This window comes from Aliiroseovarius sp. S253 (assembly GCF_049800855.1).
Lineage (GTDB): Bacteria > Pseudomonadota > Alphaproteobacteria > Rhodobacterales > Rhodobacteraceae > Aliiroseovarius.
Window position 1 is genome coordinate 104,556 of record NZ_JBNAFW010000001.1, and the last position, 13,152, is coordinate 117,707.

Genomic DNA, 13,152 nt, shown 5'->3' on the forward strand with positions numbered 1-13,152 from the left:
TTCGGCTTTCGTGCGAGCATCCACCGCAAACCTAAGCGACGGGCACATAGCCCCACCCGCGTGACAGCGGTGCACCCTTGCGTGTGCCAGAAAGACGATGATGACAAAATTTGCAGAGCTCGGGTTGGACCCGAAGCTGGTATCCGCCGTGACCGAAGCTGGTTACGAAACCCCCACCCCCATTCAGATTCAGGCCATTCCCTTGGTGCTGGAAGGCCGTGACGTGATGGGCCTTGCCCAAACCGGAACCGGCAAGACCGCAGCCTTTGGCCTGCCGCTGATCCACCAGCTTCTAAGCAACCATGACAAACGTCAGCCCAAGTCGGTGAAAGCGCTTGTGCTGGCTCCGACTCGCGAATTGGTGAACCAAATCGCCGACAACCTGCGCCTTTATGTGCAGGGCACCCACCTGAAAGTGCGCACCGTTGTGGGCGGCGTGTCGATCAACAAACAGATCAGCATGCTGGCGAACGGGATCGACATTCTGGTTGCGACACCGGGCCGATTGATCGACCTGATGGATCGCGGCTCGATCCGCTTGGATACGGCGACGTTCCTTGTGCTGGACGAAGCGGACCAGATGCTCGATATGGGTTTCATCCACGCGCTGCGCAAAATCGCGCCCGAACTGGGCGAACCTCGCCAGACCATGCTGTTCTCTGCGACCATGCCCAAGCTGATGGCAGAGCTGTCGAAGGCTTACCTGACCAACCCCGCCCGGGTTCAGGTTTCGCCTCCGGGCAAAGCCGCAGATAAGGTGACGCAGGGGCTGTACTACTGCCCCGATCGAAATGCGAAGATCAACAGGTTGATCGATCTTCTAAGCCATGATGAAGAGGCTCTGTCGTTGGTCTTCTCGCGCACCAAGCACGGGGCCGAGAAGCTGATGAAGCACTTGGTCACCAAGGGTTTCAAAGCGGTCTCGATTCACGGCAACAAAAGCCAAGGCCAGCGTGATCGTGCGCTTGCTGCGTTCCGCGCAGGCGAAGCACGTATTCTGGTGGCCACCGATGTGGCCGCACGTGGGATCGATATTCCCGGCGTCAGCCATGTCTACAACTTCGACCTGCCCGAGGTCGCCGACAACTATGTCCACCGCATTGGCCGTACAGCACGTGCTGGTGCCGACGGAGATGCGATTTCCTTCGTATCTGGTGTCGAGCTGGGCCTACTACGTGACATCGAAAAAGTCATGAAGATCGAGATCCCCGTGCTGGGCGGTAAACGCCCCGCCGAGGAAAAACGCCCGCAGCGTGGCCAAGGTGGCGGCGGTGGCGGCGGCGGTCGTCGCGGTGGCGGAGGCGGCGGAGCTGGCGGCGGTCGCAGGCCGCGTGGCGCACAGGGGCAGGGGCCGAAACCTTCGGGCAACCCGAACGGCGGCGCTGGCAAGGGCCGTCGTCGCAGGCCCCGCAAGTCCGCTTAATCTGTGCGGTCCTGACTGAACAGATACAGCAGGCAACCGATCAGGCCTGGAATGGCAAAGAATAGGAACACGGCCTGATAGGGGGCCGTGACCGACACGTCCGGACCCTGGGCCGAACGATAGACACTGGCCGAGGCATATTGAAACACGCCCACGCCACCGATCCCGAACATATTCATCAGCGTCACGCCCCGCCCAACAAGGTGGGGCGGATAGAAGCTGCGTCCATGCGCCATTAAAAGCGGGAAGCTGGAGGCAAACAAACCGATGGCGGCCATGGTCAGCGCTACGCGCCAGATCCCGGCCTCGGGCGCGAGCCATAGCAGAAACACCATAGAGACCGCGACGATGTTGCCAGTAAAGATCACCCATTTGCGGGTGCCAAAGATGCGGTCCATCGGTCCATAGCTGAAGCTGCCGATCACCATAGCCAGAGCAATCGCCATTGTGACCCAGCCGATGCCTGTCGTGTCCAATCCATAGACATCGCGTAGGAACGGACCCGCCCAGCTGCCGCGCAGCCCTGCCGCCGCCGCATAGTTGACGAACATAAGCGGGAACAAAGCCCAAAGTGCGGGCATTTTCAGCAGGTCCAGAACCGACCCTTTGGCCTGTCCTTCTTCAACCTCGACCTTCGGTGGGTTGTCCACCGTCACCATGATCAACGCAGCGACCACCAATGTCACAGTCGCCAAAGCCCACAGGCAAGTACGCCAGCCAAACTGTTCAACCGCCAGCGCCAGCGGCAAAGCGCCTGCGATGTTGCCCAGAGCTCCAAAGCCGATCACCATCCCGGCCAGAGTGCCAAAGACGGCAGGCGAATAAAGCCGCGCGAAGATGAAATAGCTGGCCATCAGTACAGGTGAGCACCCGATCCCGATCAAGATCATCGCATAGAGGATGTGATCCGGGCTGGAAGCCATGGCGAACAACGCGGCACCCCCGGCCCCACCAAGCGCCAGAAGGCCTGCGGCCACCTTACGCGGTCCGATATTGTCCAATGCCCAGCCAACAGGGATTTGCATCAGTGCAAAGACAAGGAACCATGCGCCTGACGCTTGTGCCAAATCCTCGGGCGTGGCGCCCAGATCTGTCTTCAACGCAGGCGTCATTACGGCCAAAAAGGCGCGATAGAACTGGCTTAGCACGTAAGCCACGATCAAGGTGATGATGCCAACCCGCATGCGGACCTCCTGAATGCAACCCGCGCAGAAGACACGGGCCGGGGTGATTTGGCAAGCGGGCTGGTAGTTCTACCTGATCAGCCGTTGCGCACGGTGTCGATCATCAGCTGCACATTCTCGGGATCAGCGTCCGGGGTGATCCCGTGGCCAAGGTTGAAGATATGCGGACCGTTTTTGAACGCGTCTACGATGGCGCGGGTTTCATCGACCAGTGCCTGACCGCCGGTAACCATGTGGCTGGACTTCAAGTTGCCCTGAACACAGCCGTCGACCTGAACATTGGCCGCGGCCCATTCCGGGCTGACCGAATTGTCCAGCGCGACGCAGTCCACGCCGGTTGCCTTGGCAAAGCCGACATAGCCCTCGCCCGCTTCGCGTGGGAAGCCGATGACGGGAATGCCGGGGTGGCGTTTCTTGAGCTCGGACGTGATCACACGAGCAGGCTCAACGGCGTACTTCTGGAAGTCATCGCCCTTTAGCGACCCAGCCCAGCTGTCAAACAGCTTCACGACTTCGGCGCCTGCCTCGATCTGCTTGGACAGATACTCAATGGTGCCTTCCGTCAAACGGTCCATCACCGCCTCGAACAGCGGACGATTCTCGGCCTTCAACGCGTGCGCCGGACCTTGGTCTTTGGTGCCTTGGCCTGCGATCATATAGGTTGCAACCGTCCACGGCATCCCGGCGAATCCGATCAGAGTGGTCTCTTCCGGCAGTTCGCGACGCAGAATGCGGACGGTCTCGTAAATCGGGTTCAGCGTCTCGTGAATGTCTTCCTTGCCCGACAGCTTGTCGAAATCGGCTTGGCTTGTGATCGTCGACAGACGCGGGCCTTCCCCGGTGACAAACCACAGATCCGCGCCAAGCGCCTGCGGCAGCAGCAGGATGTCGGCGAACAGGATCGCCGCATCAAAGCCGTAGCGGCGGATGGGCTGCAGCGTGACCTCGGCGGCCAGCTCGGGATTGTAGCAGAGTTTCAGGAAATCTCCGGCCTCGGCGCGGGTCGCGCGATACTCGGGCAGATACCGCCCGGCCTGACGCATCATCCAGATCGGAGGGGTCGGAAGGGTCTCGCCTGCAAGTGCGCGCAGAATGGTCTTTTGCTGGGTCATAAGGTGGCCTTTCCTGTTCGGGTCCAAGCCTCGTCCCAAAGCAGCGGCAAGATGTCAAGCGCCGGGTGTGTCGCAGGCATGGACAGAGGGGGGCTTCGCGCGTAAACCAACCGCCATGACTTACACGCTTCCGACCCCCGACGCCCCCTTGAACATTGGCACACGTGGCAGCCCCTTGGCGCTGGCGCAGGCCAATGAAACGCGCCGCCGCCTGATGGCTGCTTTTGACCTGCCGGAAGCGGCGTTTGAGGTTGTGGTGATCCACACCACCGGTGACAACCGCTCGATGATTGACGCGGACCGCCCGCTGAAAGAGATCGGCAACAAGGGTCTGTTCACCAAGGAAATCGAAGAGGCGATGCTGGATGGCCGCATCGATATTGCGGTTCATTCGATGAAGGATATGCCGGTCGAACAGCCTGACGGGCTGGTGCTGGACTGCTACCTGCCGCGTGAAGACACGCGCGATGCGTTCGTGTCAATCAAATACAAGTCGATCGCGGAACTGCCCGAGGGTGCCGTCGTCGGCACCTCGTCCCTGCGCCGCAAATCGCAGCTTCTGAACCGCCGCCCCGACCTGAACGTGGTCGAGTTCCGTGGCAACGTGCAGACCCGCCTGAAAAAGCTGGGTGACAACGTGGCTGAAGCGACCTTCCTTGCGATGGCCGGCCTGAACCGTTTGGGCATGGAGGACGTCCCCGCCACGGCGATCGAGACGGCAGATATGCTGAACGCCGTTGCCCAAGGGGCCATCGGCATTGAGCGTCGTGTCGACGATGCCCGCGCCAAGGATATGCTGGATGCGATCCACAACCTTGAAACCGGCCAACGTCTGGCCGCCGAACGTGCCTTCCTTGGGGCACTGGACGGATCGTGTGAAACCCCGATCGCGGGGCTGGCGACGTTGGACGGTGACACCCTGACCCTGAAGGGCGAGATTCTGCGGACAGACGGATCGGAAAGCGTCGCCGATCAGATTTCGGGCCCGATTTCTGACGGACCAGAACTGGGACGAACACTGGCTGAAAAGCTGTTGTCCCAAGTGGGCGACGACTTTTTCGACTGGAAATAAAAAAAGGCCCGGCATCGCAGCCGGGCATTTCTTCTTTTCAATACGTGCTTACAGGCGCTCGATGGCCAGCGCGATCCCCTGACCGCCGGTCAAACTTGTTAGAATGCATGCCAAAAGGCTGCTGTCATTGCTCGCGAAAGCTTTGTTGAATTATATCCACCAGATCTTGTCGATCAATGAGCCTTTCCACCGAGTTGACTGTCTGCTGAAGTACCTGAACTAGGTACTTGCTCTGTGCTTTGAAAACAATGTGCCTGTTCTTGCGGCCCATGTTGTCTACACTATTTCCGGAGAACGTTCTAAGATCACTCGACTCAACAGAAAGGCTCTTTAGCTCTGGCTTTGCATACAGTGCTGCGCGATAAGCTGGCGCTCGTAGTTTAATGTCGTATTTTTCGCCCTCTCGATGAAGAACAAGATAGGCATCTTTTTTTGTCGCGAAGCGCTTAAGGCCCTGTGTGTCAGACATTGAAGTTGGAGCTATCACGTCTGAGTTCTCTCGGGTGTCCCAAGCCGCTGTGATACCAGTAATATATGGGCTTTCCGTTGCAACCCGAAACACATCTAACAAAACTCTGGTTAGCCGAATGTTGTCAATTTCAGGTAGGGCGACTTTTCTCATTTGGCCATAAGTCGAATAGGGCACCGAAAAAGAGCTGACCCGGTGATCATCGAAGCGGATTCCTCTTTCTCGAAGAACCACTTTGCTTTTTTCATCAAGATATTTTGAGTTCGGCCAAGAAAACAGGTTCTTCTTCCTGTGCTCTTCTGAGAAGTGGAAATTCTCCACACATCTAATTTTACTGAGCAAGGTCAGAGATTTAGAAGCGTCGATAGTTAAGGATCTGATAGGTTCGGCCATTAATTCTCAGCGTAATATTAGGTGTTATAAAAAAGGGCCCGGCATCGCGACCGGACCTTTCTTCTTTTCGGGTTGCTTACAGGCGCTCGATGGCTAGCGCGATCCCCTGACCGCCGCCGATGCACATGGTGATCAGCGCTTTCGACCCACCGATGCGTTCCAGCTCGTACAGCGCTTTCACAGTGATGATTGCGCCCGTGGCGCCGACCGGGTGACCCAGCGCAATCGCGCCGCCGTTCGGGTTCACTTTAGCCGTGTCCAGACCCAGCCCTTTGTTCACCGCAATTGCTTGAGAGGCGAAGGCCTCGTTCGATTCGATCACGTCGAAATCAGCAACCGACAGACCGGTTTTAGCCAAAAGGTTCTCGACCGCCGGGACGGGGCCGATGCCCATGACCTCGGGCCGCACGCCTGCGTGGCCATAGCCAATGATGCGCGCTTTGGGTTTCAGGCCAGCCGCTTCAGCTGCGTCCGCGCGCGCCAGCACCAACGCTGCTGCACCGTCATTGATACCGGATGCGTTGCCTGCGGTGACGCTGCCATCCTTCTGGAACGCTGGGCGAAGTCCGGCCAGCGTCTCGGCCGTCGTTGGCTTGGGGTGTTCGTCGCGGGCAAAGGCCACCATCTCGCGGCGCTTCTTGACTTCGATGGGCACAATCTGGCTGTCGAAATACCCGGCTTCGATCGCAGCAGCGGCGCGGCGCTGGCTTTCAACCGCAAACGCGTCCTGATCCTCGCGGGTCACGTTGTTCTCGGACGCGACGTTTTCCGCGGTGATGCCCATGTGACCGGTGCCAAACGGGCAGTTCAGCGCGCCGAGCATCATATCTTGTGCGCCGGTGTCACCCATCTTCTGACCCCACCGCGCCTGTGGCAGAATATAGGGCGAGCGGCTCATGTTCTCGGCCCCACCCGCCACGGCGAAATCGGCGTCGCCCAGCATCAGGTTCTGGGTGGCAGACACGATGGCCTGAAGCCCCGATCCGCACAGACGGTTCACGTTCATCGCCGGGGTGGTGTCGGGAATGCCGGCTTCGATCATGGCAACACGCGACAGGTACATGTCGCGCGGTTCGGTGTTGATCACGTGACCGAACACAACATGCCCGATCTGTTCTGGGGATACGCCCGCGCGGGCCATTGCTTCGCGGGTGACGGTTGCACCAAGCGCGCTGGGCGGGGTTTGGGCAAGGCTGCCACCAAAACCACCAATGGCGGTGCGCACACCTTCAAGAATAACGATATCGGACATTTCAGGATCTCCTGTATTGCGTTGGCAGCACTGTGCCGCAAAGCAGAAGACCTGTCTTGTGTAACGCTCCGTCAGAGGAACGCTGGATCAGTTCTCGGCAGTGTGAACAGGGTCCAGCTTGTTCAGAAGTCCGGTCAGAGCCTCGCGAAAGCAGGCATCCTCTTTGCCCAGAAGCGTCGTCAGTTGCGCCTCATAGTCGTCAGCAATCGGGGCCAAGGCGTCGATCATCGCACGTCCCTTGCCGGTCAGGCTTAGCTCGACCAGACGGCGATCGTTGGGGTTGATGGTCTTGGTGATATAGCCCGCCGCCTCGAGCCGAGACGCCGCCCGGCTGACTTTGGGTTTGTCCATGTCCACACGTTTGTGGATCTCGCGCACGCTGACGCTGTCGGCTTGACTGAGATGCGCCACGACCCGCCATTCAGAGACGGAAATCCCATAGGCTTCGCGGTAGTGTTTTGAAAACTCCGCACTGACACGGCTGGACAGAACGGCGAGTTGATACGGTAGGAAATCGTCAAGTTTAAAGGTCGTCACGCCAGAGCCTTTCGTTTCTTTCCCAACAATCTGCCCTGTGTGTGCCCGCATGGCAAGCGGATCAAATTAACGGGTCATAGGCCCATTGCAAAAGGGCCTGCCTTTGGCGCGGGCGACAGAAGATGTCCCCCGGATAGCAGTTCGCGCGGATCTGCCCGGCATGACGCGCGAAAGCACGCCAGCGTTTGATTTGGGCGGCATCGGTGTCGGGAAGGCGGCGACCTAAGGAATAGCGGCAGTACCACTGGAACCACCCGCGCGGATCGGGGCCGATGATCCATCCCTTCTCGCGCCATACCGACAGTGGTTGCCGGCTTTTCACGCCGAAATAGTTGACCGATGGGTCAGGGCGATCCGACAGTTTGGCACCTTCAAACCAACTGGCGGGGAATTCGCCCCGGCAATCGTTCAGGTATTTGCCTTCAAAGACCCCCATCGCCAACATTTCAGCCGGGGTATGGTGCGGGGTAAAGCCTGGGTCGAAGTCCGCGCCTTCTGGTGCATTTAGCGTGTAGGTGTACCCAGATTGCATCCGGTCATCGACTTGGATTTCATCCCCAATCGCCAAATCTTACACCCACTTGGCCATGGGAGGCAGGCTCATCAGGACCGCATTCGCGTCGTGCCCTGTCGCCAAGCCAAACTTGGTGCCACGATCATAGACGAGGTTGTATTCTGCATAGAGGCCGCGATGCACCAGCTGTGTGTCCTTGTTGGCCTCGTCCCACGGCGTGTTGCGGCGCTTTTCGGTCACTGGCACGAAGGCGGGTAGGAATGCGCGGCCAATGTCTTGGGTCAGGGCAAAGTCCGTTTCCCAATCGCCAGTGTTGCGGTCATCCATGAAGATCCCGCCAACACCACGGGCGCGGCCGCGGTGCGGGACATAGAAATACTCGTCCGCCCATTCCTTCAGCTTGCCGTAAAGCCCGGGGTCATGGGGATCCAGATGCTCTTTCTGAACATTGTGGAAATGCGCGGTGTCCTCGTCATACTCGATACAGGGGTTCAGGTCCGAACCTCCACCGAACCACCACGCGCCGGGGGTCCAGAACATGCGGGTGTTCATATGCACCGCAGGGCAATGCGGGTTCTGCATATGCGCCACCAGCGAAATACCCGAGGCCCAGAAGCGGGGATCATCCTCGATCCCCGGAACGCCTCGGGCCGCCATTGCTTGCTGTGCGGGTTTGCCCAGCGTGCCGTAAACGGTCGAGATATTAACGCCTACTTTTTCAAACACACGCCCACCGCGCATGACGCTCATCAGTCCGCCGCCCGCGTCCGATCCGTCGTCTGACTGGCGCGTGGTTTTTGTCACTTCGAACCGTCCGGCGGGTTGATCCGACAGGGGGCCGTCCGTCTGGCTGTCTTCAAGCGCCTCGAATGCGGTAACGATCTGGTCGCGCAAGTCGTGGAACCACTGGCTGGCGCGTGCTTTTTGATCGGTCATCTGGTCGGTCATCGGTGGCTCCGGGTGTCAAATTAAACTGCTACCCGATCAGCTATCAAAGCTGCGCAGGTTTGGCAAAAGGCAGGATGTCGCGAGGGATGCGCGCTTAGTGTGCTGGATTACCCACTGCGTCTAACAGGCTGCGCCCGCCGTCGACCTGCATGATGTGGCCGGTCATGAAGCTGGACCCTTCCGAGGCCAAAAACTGCACCGCTTCGGTGATGTCCGCGGCGGGTGCAATCCGCCCCAGGGGCGTGCCTTCGATAATGTCATCGCGGGTTTCGGGGGCTTCGCGGATGGTGTTGCGCAGGCTTGCGCTCATCAGCGACGCGAAGGACACGGCGTTCACGCGGATACGATTGGGGGCAAGCGCCACCGCCAGCGACCGGGTCATCTGGTCCACCGCCGCCGAGGCAATCGAATAGGCCATGAGACCGGGTTGAGTGCGGGTCGACGCGATTGAGGACAAGTTCACGATTGCGCCCAGTGGGGTCTCATCGTCTTCGTCGTCCAGATCCTCGCCCTGAAGGATCATCCGTTTGGCGACCAGTTGGCTGAGCCGCAGGCTGGTCATCAGGTTTTGATCAAGCAAGGACGTGACCGATTTGTCATCCACGTCCAGAGGATCGGCCAACGCCACCTGACGCGATGCATTGACCAGAATGTCTACGCGTTCAAACGCATCGATTGTCGCCGACAGCAGGTTTGCAATGGTCAGTTTTTCGCGCAGGTCGCCTGCGAAAATGCGGGTGTTTCCGGCCTCGTCACTGTCTTCATCGGGGTTCGGGCCCCATTGATCCAAAAGCCCCGCTTCGTCCATGTCGGCGCACACCACATTGGCGCCGTGATCGGCGAAATGGCGGGCGATGGACAGGCCGATGCCGTTGGCGGCGCCGGTGATGATGGCGGTTTTGCCTGCGATGGAAAAGGACATGATGTCTCCTGTCTCTGGGCGATTCCCCGCGCCAGACTAGCGGATGTTACCGCGTCACGCGATGAGGTTTCAGCCCTGCTAGCAGCTTGAAGCCCGGCGTGCCGCCCAGATCCTCGACCACGCGGAAATACTTGGCCAGCGTTTCTTCGTAGGGCAGGTGGCGATTTGCAACCATGACGAAGCGGCCCGATGGCTTCAGGATCCGTGCCGCCGATTGAATGAAGGCCTGCCCCAACTCGGGGCGGCCTGCGCGGCTGGTGTGAAACGGCGGGTTCGAGATCACCACGTCATAGGGTTGATCCGTTGTGAAGGTTGTCGCGTCGTCCCAGAGGAACCGCACGCGCGGGTCGTCGATGTTGCGACGGGCGCAATCCAGCGCGACCTTGTCGGCTTCGATCAGGTCCAGAGCTTCGACGCCTTCGCGTGCTAGGATGTGGCGCGACAGATAACCCCAGCCCGCGCCCAGATCCGCGACGCGACCGTTGATGGCGTCGGGCATAGCTGCGGCCAAAACCTCGGACCCTTTGTCGATCTTCTCGGCCGAGAAGACGCCGGGGCGCGTGGTGTAACCGTCGGGAAGAGCGATGTCTTGGGCCGCCCATTCCGGGGCGTCCAGACCTTGAAACCAGACAATCTTGCCATGTGCTTTGGACAGGTTGTCTAGCAGGTTAGATCGATTTTTCAGGGCTTTCAGATGGCTGTCCATCCCGTCGGTTTTCTGACCGTCCAGAATGACCAGACCGCCATCAGTGGCACGATCCGCGGCGTGAAGCCAAGCCTGCGCCAGCGCTTTCGAACGGGGCGCACAGACCAGCGCAGCGGTAAAGCCTGCGTCCGGCAAGTCACTGACAACTTCGTATCCCCGCGCGGTCCAGAACTGCACATCGGGGTGGAAGTGGCTGTAAATCGTCAAGCGATCCTTGGGCAGCGCTGATAAATCGTGATCCGGCGACGGGCCGATCACCAGAATGCCGCCATCGTCAGGCAGCGCAATCAGCCCTTCATCAAGGGCAATGGGCAAACGTGTTTGAAGCATTTCAGACCCCGCGCGCGGCGGTCATTCCTTTTCCATGGTGCATTGCAGCGGGTGCTGGTGTTCGCGCGCCAGCTGCATCACCTGAGTGACCTTGGTTTCCGCAATCTCGTACGAGAAGACACCCGCCACGGCCAGCCCCTTCTTGTGCACGGTCAGCATCAGCTCGAACGCCTGCGAGTGGTTCAGACCAAAGAAGCGTTCCAGCACCATGACGACAAACTCCATTGGCGTGAAATCGTCATTCAACAGCAGCACCTTGTACATCGGCGGGCGCTTGGTCTTGGGCTTGGTTGCAACCGCAAGGCCAGCTTCGCCGTCATCATCGGGGTGACCCGAGGACAGGATGAATGGGGATGTTGTCATAAAGACATCGCTCCTTGGGTTGCAGTCAAAGGCATCCGGGTCACACAATATATGTTCTGCCTGCGCCCTGAAAAGGGGAAGGGGTAAGGTATTCGGCTTGGCTCATACAAAATAGGGACGCAAGCCTCAACAATTGGTTTCTGTGCATCGGCGGGATGTGGCAAATCAAGCGCGGATTTTTGCCCGATCTATCGTTTGGGTGGGGCTGAACTGTGGGCAGATGTTGTGGGCTGAGTGAAGGCGCGCACCAATATCTGGCGTTTTCAGGCCGGACGTGGCCTGCAAGCCACGCTGTAGAGCTTTGAAAATAAGCGGTTTCCCAAACGTTTCCTGCGTGCTAGCCTGAAAAAAACAAATCAGCTGGACAAAAAGATCTGGCGATTGAGGCAGAAAAGGTAACCGTCGTGATGACGCGTTTAAAGCAGTTGGCCCGTTTCGGGCTATTTCTTGCAGTTATTGGCTGTATGGTTTTCTCCATGTCCGCGCGCGCGCAAGCTGCGCCCTATGCGGCGATGGTTATTGATGCGCGTACTGGCAAAGTGCTGCACGCGCGCAATGCCGATACCCGGTTGCATCCGGCCTCTCTGACCAAAATGATGACGCTGTATGTCGCGTTTGAAGCCATTAAGCACGGCGAGATTTCAGCCGATACGGTTGTGACCATCACGGGCAAGGCTGCGGCAGAGCCCCCGTCTAAGCTGGGCCTTCGCAAGGGACAGAAAATCAAACTGCGCTATCTGATCCGCGCTGCCGCAGTGAAATCTGCCAACGACGCGGCCACCGCAATCGGTATTGCGATCTCGGGGTCCGAAGCCGCCTTTGCACGCCGTATGAACCGCACCGCCAAAGCGCTGGGCATGACGCGGACGCATTTCAAAAACGCCCATGGTCTTACTGAAAGCGGACACCTGTCGACCGCGCGTGATATGACCACACTTGGTCGCCACCTGTTTTATGATCATCCCGGTTATTACAATCTGTTTTCGCGCCGCTCGACCCATGCGGGGATGAAGTCTGTGAACAACACCAACCGCCGTTTCCTGAACAGCTATAAAGGTGCGGATGGTATCAAGACCGGGTTCACCAATGCTGCGGGGTTCAACCTTGTTGCATCGGCTGAACGCGGGCAAGAGCGGATCATTACAACCGTATTTGGCGGACGTTCAACCGCATCGCGCAACGCAAAAGTGGCCGAGCTGATGAACCTTGGGTTTCGCCGCGCACCCAGCCGGGCTGCGGTACGTAAGCCTGCTCCGCCTTTGTATGCAGGGAATGTGGGCGGTGCCAGCCCAGCCGCTCCGACCGAACGGGTTGAGCCAGGTGCAGCAGGAAAGACCATTCGTCTGATCACCGCTGTCAAACGCAGCCCGCGCCCAGCGCCCCGACCTGTCGCGGCTCAAGAGCCGGTCGTTGATACGCAATTGGCCAGTTTGACGGACAGCATCAAGGATGCCGTCGCTGCGGCTACAGATGTAACACCTGCCGTCCCTGAGGCCGAGGCCGTTGCCTTAGTTCCCGCGATTGAAACCACGCCCGTACAACCCTTCGGGAATGAGCCTGCGGTTGCACAAGCGGCTATGGCCTCTCCGCCGCCGCGACCTGCTGCGATTATCCTGACATCGCTGGAACCAGCCACGAAGCCAGCGGATGCAACGCCTGAGATTGTGACCCGTATGTCAACGTCTGGCGGCCGGCACTATGCGATCAATGTAGGTGTTCTGGGGTCACGCTATCAGGCAGAGCGTCGTTTGCTGAAAACCGCCCTGCGCGAGATTGACACGTTGGACGAAGCCCTGCGCAAAGTCGTGAAACGTTCGGACGGGTGGCATGCGAACTTTGTCAGCATGACACAAGAACAGGCCGATCTGGCGTGTCGTCGCCTGAACGCACGCAATACGCGCTGCAAGGTGATGGGACCGTCCTGATT

General features: G+C 59.1%; 13 protein-coding genes. 3 read left to right on the forward strand and 10 right to left on the reverse strand.

Annotated elements, in window-relative coordinates; genetic code table 11:
* The first annotated feature begins 100 nt into the window (after positions 1-100).
* On the forward strand, positions 101-1,423 hold the full coding sequence (locus ACP15F_RS00570; protein WP_424938914.1) for a DEAD/DEAH box helicase: 1,323 nt from the start codon (positions 101-103) through the stop codon (positions 1,421-1,423).
* Here ACP15F_RS00570 and ACP15F_RS00575 read toward each other — a convergent pair.
* Entirely contained in the window at positions 1,420-2,607 is a 1,188-nt protein-coding gene (locus tag ACP15F_RS00575; protein ID WP_424938915.1) for an MFS transporter, read from the reverse strand. The genes ACP15F_RS00570 and ACP15F_RS00575 overlap by 4 nt on opposite strands.
* A 77-nt stretch (positions 2,608-2,684) precedes the next feature.
* A complete protein-coding gene (gene hemE / locus ACP15F_RS00580; protein WP_424938916.1) occupies positions 2,685-3,719 on the reverse strand; it encodes a uroporphyrinogen decarboxylase in 1,035 nt (344 codons plus the stop codon).
* Positions 3,720-3,834: 115 nt separating this feature from the next.
* On the opposite strand from hemE, the gene hemC reads away from it, so the two are divergent.
* Entirely contained in the window at positions 3,835-4,791 is a 957-nt protein-coding gene (hemC, locus tag ACP15F_RS00585; protein ID WP_424938917.1) for a hydroxymethylbilane synthase, read from the forward strand.
* Between the two features lie 124 nt (positions 4,792-4,915).
* On the opposite strand, the gene ACP15F_RS00590 is transcribed toward hemC, so the two are convergent.
* The 8 genes from ACP15F_RS00590 to clpS form a co-directional block, all read right to left on the reverse strand.
* Positions 4,916-5,653, reverse strand: a complete 738-nt coding sequence (locus ACP15F_RS00590; protein WP_424938918.1) for a hypothetical protein — start codon at positions 5,651-5,653, stop codon at positions 4,916-4,918.
* Positions 5,654-5,729: 76 nt separating this feature from the next.
* On the reverse strand, positions 5,730-6,905 hold the full coding sequence (locus ACP15F_RS00595; RefSeq protein WP_424938919.1) for an acetyl-CoA C-acyltransferase family protein: 1,176 nt from the start codon (positions 6,903-6,905) through the stop codon (positions 5,730-5,732).
* Positions 6,906-6,992: 87 nt separating this feature from the next.
* On the reverse strand, positions 6,993-7,442 hold the full coding sequence (locus ACP15F_RS00600; protein WP_424938920.1) for a MarR family winged helix-turn-helix transcriptional regulator: 450 nt from the start codon (positions 7,440-7,442) through the stop codon (positions 6,993-6,995).
* Between the two features lie 61 nt (positions 7,443-7,503).
* Positions 7,504-8,010, reverse strand: coding sequence for a hypothetical protein (locus ACP15F_RS00605; protein WP_424938921.1), 507 nt, complete (start codon positions 8,008-8,010; stop codon positions 7,504-7,506).
* 3 nt (positions 8,011-8,013) lie between these two features.
* Complete coding sequence (gene hemF, locus ACP15F_RS00610) at positions 8,014-8,904, reverse strand: oxygen-dependent coproporphyrinogen oxidase (protein WP_424938922.1); 891 nt, start codon at positions 8,902-8,904, stop codon at positions 8,014-8,016.
* Between the two features lie 94 nt (positions 8,905-8,998).
* Positions 8,999-9,826, reverse strand: coding sequence for an SDR family NAD(P)-dependent oxidoreductase (locus ACP15F_RS00615; protein WP_424938923.1), 828 nt, complete (start codon positions 9,824-9,826; stop codon positions 8,999-9,001).
* Between the two features lie 46 nt (positions 9,827-9,872).
* Positions 9,873-10,862, reverse strand: coding sequence for a class I SAM-dependent methyltransferase (locus ACP15F_RS00620; protein WP_424938924.1), 990 nt, complete (start codon positions 10,860-10,862; stop codon positions 9,873-9,875).
* Positions 10,863-10,883: 21 nt separating this feature from the next.
* The gene (gene clpS / locus ACP15F_RS00625; protein WP_424938925.1) at positions 10,884-11,225 is read right to left on the reverse strand and encodes an ATP-dependent Clp protease adapter ClpS; all 342 of its coding nucleotides are present in this window, start codon (positions 11,223-11,225) and stop codon (positions 10,884-10,886) included.
* A gap of 407 nt (positions 11,226-11,632) precedes the next feature.
* Between clpS and ACP15F_RS00630 the strand changes: the two genes are divergently transcribed.
* The gene (locus ACP15F_RS00630; protein ID WP_424938926.1) at positions 11,633-13,150 is read left to right on the forward strand and encodes a serine hydrolase; all 1,518 of its coding nucleotides are present in this window, start codon (positions 11,633-11,635) and stop codon (positions 13,148-13,150) included.
* Positions 13,151-13,152: the final 2 nt, after the last annotated feature.